Here is a 14,465-nt window from a genome sequence, read left to right as displayed (position 1 = left end):
TCAGAATGGCAGCACCGACTGGAAGAAACGTCCTAACAGCGACAAGGTCGAAGACGTATCCATACTGTAGTTGCTACCCTTGTATTCCAGATGCGCATCCGCCACTTGGGTGGATTGCACCGTATTCGCGCCGGTGATGGTGTTCGGATTGACCACCCCCGAGAAGCGGATGTACTCATTGGCTTGATTGACCACCACCTGCTTCTCGCCGCTCACCAGCAGATTGCCATTGCCCAACACCTCGACCACGGTGACCGTGATGACACCCGTGAAATCGTTACTGGTGGCATTGGCGCTGTTGTTGGATAGTTTATTGGCCGAAGAGCCCGGCCCAAAGGTCAGACTATTGAACATCAGCTTCGCCGGATTGAGCAGGCTAGACAACTTGGGCGTGGTTGCATTGGTACTGCTGCTGTGATCCCCGGAGTTGCTCGACTTGTCATTGGCCGAAGTCTTTTCCACGATGTTGATGGTCAGGATGTCGCCCACCATGCGTGGACGACGGTCTTCAAACAAGGGGCGCGAGTTGCCCGCATGATAGATGGCACCATCGCTGTACATCGCCTGCGTACGCTCCGCCGGACGCGCCGTCATCGGCTGATGGATCTTGGTACTGGGCTCGACCATGGTGCAAGCGGCCAAACCCAAAGCCAGCAGCGCCGAACACCATCCGAACGACTTGCGCATCATCTTTCCTTTACAGTTGGGTCAGGCGCTGCAACATCTGATCCGAAGTCTGAATAGACTTGGAGTTGATCTCGTAGGCGCGTTGGGTCTGGATCATATTCACCAGCTCTTCGACCACATTCACATTGGAAGTTTCCACATACCCCTGATTCAGCACGCCGGTACCGTTCAACCCCGGCACACTGGTCGAAGGTGTACCGCTGGAGGCAGTCTCGACATACAGATTCTCACCCTGGCTTTGCAGGCCAGCCGGGTTGATGAAGGAAGTCAGCTGCAAGGCTCCCACCTGGACCGGGGCATTCACTCCGGGTTGGGTCACCGACACCACCCCATCCCGCCCAACCGTCACCGTGAGGGCATTGGCCGGAATCGTGATCGGCGGTTGCACCACGAAACCATTGGCCGTCACCAGCTGCCCCTGATTGTCCGCTTGGAACGAGCCGTCGCGGGTATAACCGGTGGTGCCGTCCGGCAACAGCACCGAGAAGAAACCAGGGCCGTTGATGGCGACATCTAGGCTATTGCCGGTTTGCTGCAGATTGCCCTGGGTATGAATACGTTCGGCGGCGACCGGGCGCACCCCGGTACCGATCTGCAAACCGGACGGGATCTGCGTCTGCTGCGAAGACTGTGCACCGGGCTGGCGTATGGTCTGGTACAGCAGGTCTTCGAATACCGCACGCGAGCGTTTGAAACCATTGGTGCTGACGTTGGCCAGGTTGTTGGATATGACATCCATCTGGGTTTGCTGAGCATCCAGGCCGGTCTTGGAAATCCACAGTGAGCGTATCATTTTTCTTTCCTTTCAATGGGCTGATCGTGATCAGCCGTTGATGTTGAAGATCTGGCTCGCTTGACGAGCATTGGTGTCCGCATTCTGCAGCACTTTCATCTGCATCTCGAACGACCGACCCAGCGCGATCATATTGACCATCGCCTCGACCACATTCACATTGCTGCTCTCCAGATTGCCGGGCACCACCGAAACACTCGCATCCGCCGTAGCAGGCTGCTTGTCAGCGGTACGGAACAAACCATCCTCGCCCCGCACCATCTGGTTCTCGGGCGGGTTCACCAGTTTCAAACGACCCACGACCTGCACCTGGACCGGCGTGTTTCCGGTCGGCACCGTAGTGATGGTGCCATCCCTGGCGATACTCACTTCGGTGTTCGGGGGCAAGGTGATCGGACCGCCCTCACCCACCACGGTCAGACCGCTGCGGGTCTGCAAGATGCCATTCGGTGTCGACTGGAGACTGCCATTGCGGGTGTAGGCCTCGCTACCATCAGGCAACTGTACGGCCAACCAGCCCTTGCCGTTAACAGCTACATCCAGCTCGCGACCGGTAGGCTGCAGCACGCCGGAACTGAAGTCCGAGCCTGCCGTGGAATCGACCACGAACGCGCGCGTCTGCAACCCCTGCCCTTGCAGGGGAACGGCACGGAAGGTATTCAGCGCCGAACGGAACCCAGGCGTATTGTTGTTCGCCAGATTCTCCGACACCGCAGCCTGCTGGTGCAGGATGTGCGATGCGCCGGTCATTGCGGTGTAGATCACGCGGTCCATGTCAGCCTCCGGTCAATACTTAACGCATGTTCACCAAGGTCTGCAGGATCTGGTCCTGCGTCTTGATGCTTTGCGCGTTTGCCTGATAGACGCGCTGTGCCGTGATCATGTTGACCAGCTCGCCCGTCAGGTCGGTATTCGAATCCTCTACCGCGCCCGACTGGATCTTGCCCAGCTGGGCTGTGCCGGGAGCGCCGATCAGCGGCGCACCCGAGGTCGGCGACTGCGACCAGACGTTGCCGCCCAAGGACACCAAACCCTGAGGATTGGCGAAGTTCGCCAGCACGACCTGCCCCAGAACCTTGCTCTGTCCGTTGGAGTAACGCCCCATGATGACGCCGTCGGCAGCGGTACTGAAACCGCTCAACAAGCCCGAACCATAGCCATCCTGAGTCAGCGCGTTCACCCCGAAATTGGCTCCGAACTGGGTCGAGTTGGTGAAATTGAACGTCAGCGTCTGGTTGGGTGTCGCACCCAGCGAAGTAAACGGTGCCGTCGTCATGGTCCCGCCCACGGGGGTGGCCAGCGTGCCATTGGTGTTGAACACCAGCGTCCCTACCGGCGTGGCTGCGGCAGGAGCCACCACCGCCGGAACCTGAACCCCATCGACCGTGGCGTACACATTCCAAGTGTTGGCGGCCACCGGTGGTACAGCTGCCGGATTCACTGCCTGAAGCTGGAAGTACAAGTTGGTGACGTGGCTGTTCCCCAGACTGTCGTAAGTGGTGATCGCCGTCGAATTATTGAACGATGTCGGCACAGCCGGACTGAACGCTGCCGTGATAGGCACAGCCGAACGCGCATCCAGATTGGCCACCATGGCCACATTGGCAGAAGGTTTGGCAGCCATGTTGGCAGTAGGGATCTGTATCGGCGAGGGTGCGGCGGCGACGATGGCACCGGTCGTCGGGCTGACCTGATAGCCCGTCAGCATAGCGCCCTGCGAGTTCACGATGAAACCGTTCTGGTCGATCTGGAACTGGCCGTTGCGGGAATAGGAGACAGCTCCGTTGTTGTCCATGCGATAGAAGCCGTTGCCGTTGATCGCCATGTCCATGGTGCTGTTGGTGACCGTGATGTTGCCTTGCGTGAACTGTTGCGCCACCGCCGCCAGTCGCGCGCCCAATCCGACCTGATTGCCACCCGCACCGCTCAACGATGCGGCATACACATCCGCAAACTGGGCCTGCCCCATCTTGAAGCCGACGGTGTTGGCATTGGCGATGTTGTTACCGATGACATCCAGTTGTTTGGACGAAACATTCAGACCGCTTAATCCTTGTTGAAAGCCCATGACCGTCTCCTCAGTTACATGATTTGTTTGATGTCAGCCAGGGCGAATGCGCCCAACTGACCGATTTCCAGTTGCGCACCCTGCGCACCCTGCGTGACCGCGTTCACCATGCCGAAGGACAGCGTCGCAGGCGCGCTGGACTGGCCCGCCAGTACTGCGCTAGCCGTGATTTGATAGCTGCCATCGACCGCCTGGGTACCGCTATCGGTTAGCCCGTTCCAGGCGATAGGGACGATCCCGGCCTGCTGCGCACCCAGATCGATGGTGCGCACCAGAGCTCCCGCTGCATCCTTGATGCTCAGCTTCAGACTATCGACCGACTGCGTCAGATTGATGCCGCCGAAGCCCTGCCCACCGGAAACCTGCATCTTGTTACCCGGCACCAGCACGCTGCGACCGATCATATTGGTCGCGTTCAGCGATTGCGTAGACGTCATGCTGCTGCTCAACGCCTGCAAGGTGGTGTTCAGCTTGTCGATGCCACTCACCGTACTCAGTTGCGCCATCTGCGAAGTGACCTGGGCGTTGTCCATGGGATTGAGTGGATCCTGATTCTTCATCTGCGTCACCAGCAGCTTCAGGAAACGGTCCTGCACACCGGCAGCCGAGTTGGGGTCGGTCGCAGCCGCACTGCTGTTCTTGGCATTGAGCGAGGCATACAGCGACGAGGCTGGGTTGCTGCTTTGAGTCGAAGTGATCATTTTCCTATCCTTTCAGAAAATCAGCCGCCGATGGTCAGCGTCTTGAGTAGCATGGACTTCGAGGTGTTCAGCATGTCCACATTGTTTTGATACGAGCGCGAGGCCGAGATCATGTTGACCATCTCCTCCACCACATTCACGTTCGGCAGCGTGACGTAGCCCTTTTCATCCGCCATTGGATGCTTCGGGTCGTACACAACCTTCATCGGCGAGGCATCTTCCACCACTGCCGAGACTTTGACACCGGCGCCCGCCCCCTCACCCATGGGCACCGTGTTGAACACTACCTGTTTGGCACGATACGGCTTGCCGTCGGGGCCGGTGGTACTGTCGGCATTGGCCAGATTACTGGCGACCACGTTGAGGCGCTGTGACTGCGCCGTCATACCGGAACCGGCGATGTTGAAGATATTGAACAGAGACATGACGATCACCCTTGTAATGCTGTCAACACATCCTTGAACTCGTCGCCGACGAACTTGACGCTGGCTTCATAGCGCAGCGCGTTATCAGCGAATTGAGCCCGCTCCACATCCATATCCACGGTATTGCCATCGGCTGAGGGCTGGATCACATTGCGATACTTGACCTGTACCTGTCCCGCCAGCAAACCACCACCCGCCGCTGCTCCCTCGATGTGACGCGGCGAGGTGGTGGCCATGGACAGGCTGCCACTCCGCCCCGCCATCGCACCCTGCAAGGCACTGGCAAAGTCGATATCCTTGGCCTTATAGTTGGGCGTATCCGCATTGGCGATGTTCGAAGCCAGCAACTCCTGCCGCGCCGCACGCAGACTCAGCGCCGTCTGGTGGTATTGCATCACTTGATCTATCCTGCTTGCCATCGCCGTTCTCCTCGCTCACCCGACTACCATTTCCATGACGTGCATACTAGCGAGAGTAAAGTGTCATCCATCATCCGATTAAGCGTGGATTAACCATCCATTTCCCTTCTTTCCGATACGCCGTTGAGGACACAATAACGCCATGAAGACATTGCTCACATTGTTGCTGCTGGCGATTCCCACGGCTTGGGCCGCCCCCTCCGCGCAAAGCCATGCCGAGGTCCGGCTCAAGGTCAGCGAGTTCGTGCAGGAGCAGACCCAGTCCATGCAGGGCAAGGTCATCGTCAAGGTGGACGAGATCGATCCGCACATCGTCCTGCCTGCCTGCCCAGGGTTCGAGACGTTTCTGCCGCAGGGGACGCAGCTGATCGGCAAGACCAATGTCGGGGTACGCTGCAAGGATGGCTGGACACTGTTCGTGCCGGTACAGATCAAGGTCACCCTGACCATGTTGACCGCCAGCCACCCCTTGCAACAAGGCCAACTGCTGACGGCGGCCGACATTTCCAGCCAAAGCGGCGAGGTCAGCCAACCCGGCATACTCACCGACCCCAATCAGGCCATCGGCAAGATACTCAGGTTCAGCCTGGGCGCTGGCCAGATACTCAAGCAGGACATGCTGCGTGCGCCCTGGTCGGTGACCCAGGGGCAAAGCGTGAAATTGCAGTTAAGGATGGAAGGGCTGAGCGTCAGCTCGGAAGGCAAGGCGTTGAACAATGCCGCCGAGGGGCAGTCCGTTCAGGTAAGAACGGCATCGGGACAGGTGATCTCTGGCATCGCCGGGGCCGATGGAGTGGTCGCGGTCAGGCCGTAGCGCCGCCCCTCGCACCGGCAAGTGCATCAGTAGACGACGCGCACGTTCTGCTCGCCCAGACGCTGTCTCAGCCCCTGGAGCAATTCGTCATGCAGGATCACGCCCCAACCCTCGCCCAGCCGGAGCTGAACGCTGGCTTCGGCGTTGCGGTAATGGATGAACACGGGACACTCCCCGCCGCGATACGGCATCAGCAAGGACTGCAGATCAGCGACAGTCACGCCGCTGGCCTGGGTGACGGCGACATCCAGGCGTTTGGCATAGGCTGAGCGTGCCGAAGCGAAATCGAACAATTCTTCCCCACTGACCCGCATCCCGCCGGAGTATTCGTCGTAGCCCGCCTTGCCGCGCACCACCAGCAACTCGTCTTCGCGTATCCACTGTTTGCTGCCCTCGTACACATCGTTGAACACAGTCAGTTCGAGTTGTGCATGACCATCATCCAGCGTCACCGCCGCCATGCGTCCGCGCCGGGTCTGCAAGATGCGCACGCTGGAGACGATGCCGGCCAGCACCACCGCCACACCTGCATTGCGCCGACCACCACCGCCCTCGCCATGATTGCTGCTGCGGTTCGAGGTTTGCAGCTGCGGCGTGACATCGGCCAGCTTCAACCTGATGAACTTGGCCAACTCCTCGGCATATTCCTGATACGGGTGGCCGCTGAGATAGAAACCCAGCGCCGTCTTCTCCTGCTGTAACCGCTCGCGCAGACTCCAGCGTGGTACATCTGCCATGGTCACCGGCAGGTCCGCGCCATCATCGTCCCCGAACAGACTGTTCTGGTTCGCATGGCGGGCGTGCTGGTCTGCCGCCTCCAGAGCCGCATCCAGCGATGCCATCAACTGATGCCTGTGGTCGTTGATGGCATCGAAAGCGCCACCCCGGATCAGCGCCTCGATGGTGCGGCGGTTGACCACGCGCTTGTCCACCCGGCGGCAGAAGTCGTGTAGATCCGTGAACGGGCCGCTCTTGCGCGCCTCAACCAGATTCTCGATCGCCGCCTGCCCGGTACCCTTGATTGCCCCCAGCCCGTACACGATGGTCGTATCGTCCTTGGGGGCGAAGCGGTAGTCCGACGAATTGACGTCCGGCGGCAGGATGGTCAAGCCCTGTTGCAGCGTGTCCTGATAGAAAAAACTCACCTTGTCGGTGTTGTCCATTTCCGAGGTCATGGTCGAAGCCATGAACGCAGCGGGATGGTGGCACTTGAGGTAAGCGGTCTGGTAGGCCACCAGCGAGTAAGCGGCGGCGTGCGACTTGTTGAAGCCGTAGCCCGCGAACTTCTCCATCACGTCGAAGATCTCGTTAGCCTGATCCGCACCGATGTTGTTCTTGGCCGCGCCCTCCACGAACTTGGCGCGCTCCTTCGCCATCTCCTCGACCTTCTTCTTACCCATTGCCCGACGCAGCATGTCCGCGCCGCCCAGACTGTAGCCCGCTGCCACCTGCGCGGCCTGCATCACCTGCTCCTGGTACACCATGATGCCGTAGGTGTGGACCAGCACCTTTTCCAAGCAAGGGTGTGGATAGACCACCGTTTCGCGGCCATGCTTGCGGTTGATGAAGTCGGGGATGAAATCCATCGGGCCGGGACGATACAGCGCATTCAGCGCGATCAGGTCTTCCAGGCAGTCCGGCTTGGCGTTCTTCAGCGTGTCCTTCATCCCGCGTGACTCGAACTGGAACACCGCCGTGGTGTTGGCCGCCTTGAAGATGCGGTCGTAAGTCGGCTTGTCGTCGAGCGGGATGGTATCGATGTTGAAATCCGGCACACCGAGTGTCTGGCGCACATAGCGCACCGCCCAGTCGATGATGGTCAGCGTGCGCAAGCCCAGAAAGTCGAATTTCACCAGACCGATGGCTTCCACGTCATCCTTGTCGAGCTGACTCACCGGATTGCTACCGTCGGCGGTGTAGAGCGGACAGAAGTCGGTGAGCTTGCCCGGCGCGATCAGCACCCCGCCAGCGTGCATGCCGATGTTGCGGGTCAGGTCTTCCAGCCCTTCGGCCAGTTCCAGTAGTTCAGGAACGCCCTCCTCGTCATTGGCAATGGCATTGATCTCAGGCTCCAGCTCGCGCGCCTTGGCCAGGGAGACCGGCTTAGGTCCATCCAGCGGAATCAGCTTGGACAGGCGGTCGCACAGTCCATAGGGGAAATCCATCACCCGCCCCACGTCGCGGATCACGCCCTTGGAGGCCATGGTGCCGAAGGTAGCGATCTGGGATACGCACTGCGCGCCATATTTGTCGCGCACGTAACGGATCACCAGTTCGCGCCCATCCTGACAGAAGTCCACGTCGAAGTCAGGCATGGAAACCCGCTCGGGATTGAGGAAGCGCTCGAACAGCAGGTCGTAGCGCAACGGGTCGAGATCGGTGATACCCAGCGAATAAGCCACCAGCGAACCTGCACCGGAACCCCGCCCCGGCCCGACCGGCACGCCATTGGGGAAGCGTTCGTGGCGGTAAGCCTTGGCCCAGCGGATGAAGTCGGCCACGATCAGGAAGTAGCCGGGGAAGCCCATCTTGATGATGGTATCCACCTCGAATTTCAGCCGGTCCATGTACTGCGGCAACCTGGCGGCACGCTCGGCCTCATCTGGGTAAAGCTGCGCCATGCGCTGCATCAGCCCGCGCTCGGATTCGTCGTACAGGAACTGGTCCAGACTCTCGCCGTTGGGCGTGGGAAAGTCCGGCAGTTGCGGTTTGCCCAGCTTGAGCGTGAGGTTGCAGCGCTTGGCGATCTCGACGCTGTTCTCCAGCGCTTCGGGCAGATCGGCGAACAGCTCGGCCATCTCCGCCTGAGTCTTGAAATATTGCTGCTCGGTGAAGGCCTTGGCGCGGCGTTTGTCGTTGAGCACGTAGCCTTCGGCAATGCACACGCGCGCCTCGTGGGCCTTGAATTCTTCGCGCGCCATGAACTGGATCGGATGGGTCGCCACCAGTGGCAGCCCCAGCTCTGCCGCCAGCGTCACCGCACCCCGCACATGCACTTCCTCGCCAGGGAAACCGGCGCGCTGCACCTCCAGGTAGTAGCGCTCCGGGAACAACGCCGCCCAACCCTCGGCGTATTGGCGCGCCGCCTGGCGGTTGCCATTGAGCAAGGCCGTACCGACATCGCCCAACTGCGCGCCGGACAAGGCGATCAGCCCCGCACTGCCCTCCTCAATGATGTACTCGCGGCGCAACTCGGAGCGGCCCAGATGCTGGTTCTCCAGAAAGGCGCGGGTCAGCAAACGGCACAGCCGCAGATAGCCTTCATTGGACTGGCACAACAGCAGCAGCCGGTACGGCTTGCTGCGGTCAGCTTCGTTGGTGATGAACACATCGGCACCGATGACCGGTTTCATGCCGGCCCCGCGCGCGGCCTGATAGAACTTGACGATGCCGAATACGTTGGAAAGGTCGGTCAGCGCCAGCGCCGGCATCCCGTCCGCCCGTGCCGCCGCGACTGGCGGACAGACATGCACCTTGTAGCTATTGCCCTCGGCATCCTTCTTCTTCTCGACGACATCGAGGCGAACGATACCGTCGGCGATGGAAAACTCACTGTGCAGACGAAGATGGACAAAACGGAGTTGCGACATGGGAAGCACCGACGATCAATGGCAGAATTCTATCATCCCCGGCACCTGCGAAATGCGCCGATCAAGCTGGCGACAAACCATCGGATGCCTATAATGGCGAGGCCCAGCAACCTCGTGTACCTAACCGGAACACGCCCGATGAAAACCATGCTACGCCTGCTCTGGATTTTACTTGCCCTCGTCCCACTCTCTGCGCACGCCGCCACGAAAGGAACCGCCATGCCCGTCACCCCACAAACCGCCTATCTCGCCGGAGGATGCTTCTGGGGCATGGAGGAACTGGTGCGTCAGATCCCCGGCGTGCTCAGCACCGAGGTCGGCTACACCGGCGGCGCAACCCCGGACGCGCGCTACGAGCAGGTCAAGACCGGGCGCACCGGCCATGCGGAATCGCTGAAGATCGAGTTCGACCCCAAGCGACTGAGCTACCGCCACCTGCTGTTCGAGTTCTTCCGCATGCACAACCCGACCACCACCAACCGGCAAGGCAACGATGTCGGGACGCAATACCGCTCGGCCATCTTCACCACCAGCGCCGAGCAACAGGCCACCGCCGCCGAAGTAATACGCACGGTGGATGCGTCAGGCGAATGGGGAGGCAAAGTGGTGACCGAAGTGACTCCGTTCAAGCAGTTCTGGCGCGCCGAGGAGTATCACCAGAAATACCTGATCAAACATCCCGATGGCTACACCTGTCACTCGATCCGCCATTTCCGGCTCGGGGAATGAGCCGGGCACACGAACGGCCTGACTTGCTGCATCTCCTGCCCGCTCGGTGGTGTGGGTTTATCCCGGCCATGGCATAATCGACCGAGATAGAGCAGTCCGGTCGAGCCGGGTGAGATTCGCGCAATGTTAAGGTTTCAGCAGAAAGTCGATCGATGAGCGCAACTCGTGGCAGCACAAAGATGTGCAGTGTCCTGTTCGCAGGCATTGCCGGATACCCGGAACAAACCAATGTCGAACAGATCGCACTGAAGGAGCGCTTCGTCTCGGTGTGGATGATCGCCACCAGCAAGATCCCCGCAACCGATGTGATGGTGGTCGATACCGGCGATGGCGCAGCCATGACCGCACTGGTCGAACCGGAGGACTGCATCCGCGTGGCCTTGAAGCTGCGCGAGTTGATGGTGACCGAAGACCCCAGGTTCTCCACCCCCATGCCACTGCGCATGGGCATCAATTTCGGCCCGATACAGCTATCCACCGACGTGCACGGCAAACCGTGTGTCGTCGGCGATGCCGTCAATGGCGCGCAGCGGGTGATGGGCTTCGCCGATCCCGGCCAGATCGTGGTGTCACGCGGCTACTACGACATCATCCTGCCCTTGTCGCACCGGTACGGGGAGATGTTCCACCACCTCGGTAAGCGGACCGACCAGAGCGCCCGAGCTTACGACGTGTACGGCTGGGGGCCTGCCAGCCAGACCGCCGCAGCGCACCAACCCACGGCTCCCGCCGCCGCACCCAAACCCCGCGCAGAATGGACCCCGCCCAAACGCTCTTTGCCCAGCCGCATGCTGGGATGGCTGCTGGGTTTGTTCAGGAATCTGTTCTTCCTCATCAGGTTCGCCATCGTGCTCATCGTGATCTACGAGATCTTCACGCTCGTCCCCATCATGAAAGAACCAGACCACGTCCGGCGAGAACTGGACAGCCAGATCGCACAGGCCAAAAACATGTGGTCAGGCATGAAGACCGCCGCGCGCACCCTCGGCTCGGCGACCAGTGAGCCCGCCCCACCAAAGCCGCACAAAGCGCCCGCACATACCCCGCAAAAATCCGGAGCGACCAAACCGACCGAGCCTGAGCAACCCAGCCAATAAGGCGAGGTATCCAGCGTTACTTACCTCACTAAACAACGCCCTGTGCCAATTCGCATTTATCAAACGTAGCTAGTTTCAGCATCTTAAAATGTCTGGAAGAGCGTTCCGTAGCTACGATCTGGCTCCAGCCTGAAGAGGTAATCAAGTAACACTTCTCGCCTCTAACCCAGCACGAAGCACCGCTTGTATTGCCGCATACTCCTCCTTAAGTTGGTCGTATGCGAACTTGGTGTCAGCATCGGCCAGCACGGTTGCAATAAAAGCTTCGTCATGCTCGACTGGCGCTAGGCTATCTGTTTCCTCTTTCAGACAGCGCATTTTGAATGCTCGTCATGCAACGATTTGATAGGCTGAACGGCTAGGCGCATCCCCATCGCGCGTAGAATCGACGAAAGTGTTTTTAACTCCGGATTCCCTTGCTCAGACAGAGTTCGATACAACGTATGCGCATTGACCTCGGCTTGACGGGCAACCTCCTGCACGCCGCCATACGATTTGCTTAGACTTCTGAGTGCAAGCATTAGGTCAGCCTCATCACCGTCCGCAAGCACGGAGTTCAAATATTCTGCAGCTAGCTCAGGATCATTTTTGAACATATCTGTCGTTGCTGCTTCATGTGTTCTATGCGTATTAGCCATTTCGTTTCTCCCAATCGTGGAGTAAGCGGATTGCACGCTCAATGTCGCGGCTCTGAGACCTCTTGTCGCCGCCGCTCGTGAGCAAAATAACCATGTTGCCTACCTGTGCGTAATAGATACGATATCCGGCACCGACATCAACTCTTAACTCTGAGATGCCATCCCTCAAAGGTTTGCAGTCACCAAACAGCCCAAGCTCGATACGCGCAACACGACGGATGATGGCAATCTTGGCCGTGCGATCACGAAGAGAGTCCAGCCATGACTGATAGATGTCATTCTGCCCCTCATCAAGGTAATGGATGATCTGATACATGATGCGATTATTCGCTTATGAGCGAGGGCATGCAAGCATCTCCTGACAATTCAAGCACTGCCGGACAGCAATCGCTCTTGATTTTGTGGGCTATTGTCCACGCTAGGCGCAGCGGTACTTTCGGCCACGATTAGAGGAATGGGGCCGCGTTATTGGGGAGCGTAGAACGCCCGCTTGAGTTCCTCGGCTAGCTGGAACACCGACATGGCGTAGTAGTTGCTGTTGTTGTACCGGGTGATCACGCCGAAATTACCGAACGCCAGCCAGCTTTCCCGGCCCTCGGCCAGGGTGAATTCCAGCAGGGTCGCCGCTTGACTCGCATCCAGTGCGGCGACCGGCTCCAGTGGCGTGACACCGATGCCCGACCACTCCGCCAAAGGGCGTGGGGTTTTATCGCCCTCACCGAGCAAATCTCTGGAACGCACCGCCACCGGCTCTCCCTGCTTCCAGCCAAATTGGTACAGATAGTTGGCCACACTGCCGATCACATCATCGGCATCGGTCAACAGGTCGGCCCTGCCATCCTGATCGAAATCGACCGCATATCGGCGATAGCTACCCGGCATGAACTGCGGCATCCCCAGTGCCCCGGCATACGAACCTTGCACGGTCAGCACGTCTAGTTGCTGCTCGCGCACCAGCAGCAGGAATTGCTCCAGCTCGCCCCGGAAGAATTCCGCACGGCGCGGATAGTCGAACGCCAGCGTTGCGAGCGCATCCAGCGTGGGCACCTTGCCGACGTTGCGGCCATAGACCGTCTCGATACCGATGAGCGCGACCACGATCTCGGCAGGCACGCCGTAGCGCTGCTCGGCGCGAGCCAGCGTATCCCGGTGTTGCTGCCAGAAAGCCAGGCCACGCCTGATCCGGCGCGGTTCGACCACAGTCGCCCGGTACTCCGGCCAAGGCTTGCGGGTATAAGGGCGGGACATGGCCGCTATGATGGACGGCCTATGCTGGGCCGAGGCGAACGCGGACTCCAGATAGGTCCGCTCGAACTGGTGACGTTGTACCATCTCGTCGATGAAAACATCCACTCCGGGGAACTGTGCCGCATGTGACTCCGGCATCGGAAGCAGCAACATGGAGAGCAAAAGGGGCAAGCAACGCATGGCCGCGATTTTATCTCGACAGCCGAACGCGCCGCTGTTAAATTTCGCCCCCTCTTTGCACTTACCGGAAGCGTCCATCATGGAAAAGACCGTTCAGCATCATCGCCTCGTCATCCTCGGTTCCGGCCCTGCCGGTTACACTGCCGCCGTGTACGCCGCGCGCGCCAATCTCAACCCCGTGCTCATCACCGGTTTGGCCCAGGGTGGCCAACTGATGACCACCACCGAAGTGGACAACTGGCCCGCAGACCCCAACGGCGTACAAGGCCCCGAGCTGATGCAGCGCTTCCAGCAACACGCCGAGCGCTTCAACACCCAGCTGATCTTTGACCACATCCACACCGCCAAGCTGCAACAAAAACCGTTCGAGCTGATCGGGGATGCCGGGCATTACACCTGCGACGCGCTCATCATCTGCACCGGCGCGTCGGCACAGTATCTGGGGCTGCCATCGGAAGAAGCGTTCATGGGCCGTGGCGTGTCCGGTTGCGCCACCTGCGACGGCTTCTTCTACCGCAACAAGCCGGTAGCCGTGGTCGGCGGCGGCAACACCGCCGTGGAAGAAGCGCTGTATCTGGCCAACATCGCCAGCCACGTCACCCTGATTCACCGCCGCGACAGCTTCCGCGCCGAACGCATCATGGTCGATCATCTGATGGAGAAGGTGAAGGAAGGCAAGATCACCCTGCAACTGCATCAAGTGCTGGACGAGGTGCTGGGCGACGCTTCCGGCGTGACCGGCGCGCGTCTGAAGAACGTGCAGGACGGCAGCACGCAGGAGATCACCGTGGACGGCGTGTTCATCGCCATCGGCCACAAGCCCAACACCGACCTGTTCGCGGGCCAACTGCAGATGGACAACGGCTATCTGGTCACGCGCGGCGGCCATCAAGGCAATGCCACCGCCACCAGTGTGGACGGCGTGTTCGCCGCCGGCGACGTGCAGGACCAGATCTACCGCCAGGCCTGCACCTCCGCCGCGACCGGCTGCATGGCCGCGCTGGACGCGGACAAGTATCTGGCCCAACACGGCTGACCCGTCGCCGTCATCCCGCATCTACCGGGATGACGGTCCA

General features: G+C 59.9%; 16 protein-coding genes. 4 read left to right on the top strand and 12 right to left on the bottom strand.

Translation table 11 applies throughout. The features are described 5' to 3' along the window. Genes DM08_RS11440 through flgB form a run of 7 tightly spaced genes read right to left on the bottom strand, consistent with a single transcriptional unit; the run spans window position 1 to window position 5,093 of the window. Complete coding sequence (locus DM08_RS11440) at window positions 1-687, bottom strand: flagellar basal body L-ring protein FlgH (RefSeq protein ID WP_035384777.1); 687 nt, start codon at window positions 685-687, stop codon at window positions 1-3. Between the two features lie 10 nt (window positions 688-697). Next, a complete protein-coding gene (flgG, locus tag DM08_RS11435) occupies window positions 698-1,480 on the bottom strand; it encodes a flagellar basal-body rod protein FlgG (RefSeq protein WP_035384776.1) in 783 nt (260 codons plus the stop codon). Between the two features lie 30 nt (window positions 1,481-1,510). After that, window positions 1,511-2,254 (bottom strand): flagellar basal-body rod protein FlgF, encoded by a 744-nt coding sequence (flgF, locus tag DM08_RS11430; protein ID WP_035384775.1) that lies wholly within the window; start codon window positions 2,252-2,254, stop codon window positions 1,511-1,513. A gap of 19 nt (window positions 2,255-2,273) precedes the next feature. Then, a complete protein-coding gene (gene flgE, locus DM08_RS11425; RefSeq protein ID WP_035384774.1) occupies window positions 2,274-3,548 on the bottom strand; it encodes a flagellar hook protein FlgE in 1,275 nt (424 codons plus the stop codon). A gap of 14 nt (window positions 3,549-3,562) precedes the next feature. After that, window positions 3,563-4,249 carry a flagellar hook assembly protein FlgD gene (locus tag DM08_RS11420; RefSeq protein ID WP_051938188.1) on the bottom strand — a complete coding sequence of 229 codons (687 nt, stop codon included), beginning with the start codon at window positions 4,247-4,249 and terminating at the stop codon, window positions 3,563-3,565. 20 nt (window positions 4,250-4,269) lie between these two features. Next, the gene (gene flgC, locus DM08_RS11415; protein ID WP_035384834.1) at window positions 4,270-4,674 is read right to left on the bottom strand and encodes a flagellar basal body rod protein FlgC; all 405 of its coding nucleotides are present in this window, start codon (window positions 4,672-4,674) and stop codon (window positions 4,270-4,272) included. Between the two features lie 5 nt (window positions 4,675-4,679). Further along, window positions 4,680-5,093 carry a flagellar basal body rod protein FlgB gene (gene flgB, locus DM08_RS11410; RefSeq protein ID WP_035384773.1) on the bottom strand — a complete coding sequence of 138 codons (414 nt, stop codon included), beginning with the start codon at window positions 5,091-5,093 and terminating at the stop codon, window positions 4,680-4,682. Between the two features lie 142 nt (window positions 5,094-5,235). Here flgB and flgA point away from each other — a divergent pair, with 142 nt between their 5' ends. Continuing rightward, entirely contained in the window at window positions 5,236-5,907 is a 672-nt protein-coding gene (gene flgA / locus DM08_RS11405) for a flagellar basal body P-ring formation chaperone FlgA (protein ID WP_035384772.1), read from the top strand. 26 nt (window positions 5,908-5,933) lie between these two features. Here the strand turns inward: flgA and dnaE are convergent, their stop codons facing one another. Continuing rightward, a complete protein-coding gene (dnaE, locus tag DM08_RS11400; protein ID WP_035384771.1) occupies window positions 5,934-9,497 on the bottom strand; it encodes a DNA polymerase III subunit alpha in 3,564 nt (1,187 codons plus the stop codon). Window positions 9,498-9,716: 219 nt separating this feature from the next. Here dnaE and msrA point away from each other — a divergent pair, with 219 nt between their 5' ends. Beyond that, window positions 9,717-10,226 carry a peptide-methionine (S)-S-oxide reductase MsrA gene (msrA, locus tag DM08_RS11395; RefSeq protein ID WP_035384770.1) on the top strand — a complete coding sequence of 170 codons (510 nt, stop codon included), beginning with the start codon at window positions 9,717-9,719 and terminating at the stop codon, window positions 10,224-10,226. Window positions 10,227-10,378: 152 nt separating this feature from the next. Continuing rightward, complete coding sequence (locus tag DM08_RS11390) at window positions 10,379-11,323, top strand: adenylate/guanylate cyclase domain-containing protein (RefSeq protein ID WP_081908891.1); 945 nt, start codon at window positions 10,379-10,381, stop codon at window positions 11,321-11,323. Between the two features lie 141 nt (window positions 11,324-11,464). Here DM08_RS11390 and DM08_RS13245 read toward each other — a convergent pair whose 3' ends face one another. The 4 genes from DM08_RS13245 to mltB all read right to left on the bottom strand — a co-directional run bounded on the left by DM08_RS13245 (window position 11,465) and on the right by mltB (window position 13,347). Further along, on the bottom strand, window positions 11,465-11,641 hold the full coding sequence (locus DM08_RS13245; protein ID WP_237560280.1) for a hypothetical protein: 177 nt from the start codon (window positions 11,639-11,641) through the stop codon (window positions 11,465-11,467). Next, the gene (locus tag DM08_RS11385; protein WP_035384768.1) at window positions 11,629-11,961 is read right to left on the bottom strand and encodes a helix-turn-helix domain-containing transcriptional regulator; all 333 of its coding nucleotides are present in this window, start codon (window positions 11,959-11,961) and stop codon (window positions 11,629-11,631) included. The genes DM08_RS13245 and DM08_RS11385 overlap by 13 nt, the downstream gene beginning before the upstream one ends. Beyond that, window positions 11,954-12,277, bottom strand: a complete 324-nt coding sequence (locus tag DM08_RS11380) for a type II toxin-antitoxin system RelE/ParE family toxin (protein ID WP_035384767.1) — start codon at window positions 12,275-12,277, stop codon at window positions 11,954-11,956. The genes DM08_RS11385 and DM08_RS11380 overlap by 8 nt, the downstream gene beginning before the upstream one ends. Window positions 12,278-12,426: 149 nt before the next feature. Beyond that, a complete protein-coding gene (gene mltB, locus DM08_RS11375) occupies window positions 12,427-13,347 on the bottom strand; it encodes a lytic murein transglycosylase B (protein WP_237560279.1) in 921 nt (306 codons plus the stop codon). Between the two features lie 121 nt (window positions 13,348-13,468). Here mltB and trxB point away from each other — a divergent pair, with 121 nt between their 5' ends. Continuing rightward, a complete protein-coding gene (gene trxB, locus DM08_RS11370; RefSeq protein WP_035384766.1) occupies window positions 13,469-14,425 on the top strand; it encodes a thioredoxin-disulfide reductase in 957 nt (318 codons plus the stop codon). The last annotated feature ends 40 nt before the right edge of the window (window positions 14,426-14,465 follow it).

Source organism: Ferriphaselus sp. R-1 (assembly GCF_000746095.1).
Classification (GTDB): Bacteria; Pseudomonadota; Gammaproteobacteria; order Burkholderiales; family Gallionellaceae; genus Ferriphaselus.
Note: the sequence above shows the minus strand (reverse complement) of the source record. Positions and strands in the feature narration are given on the sequence as shown.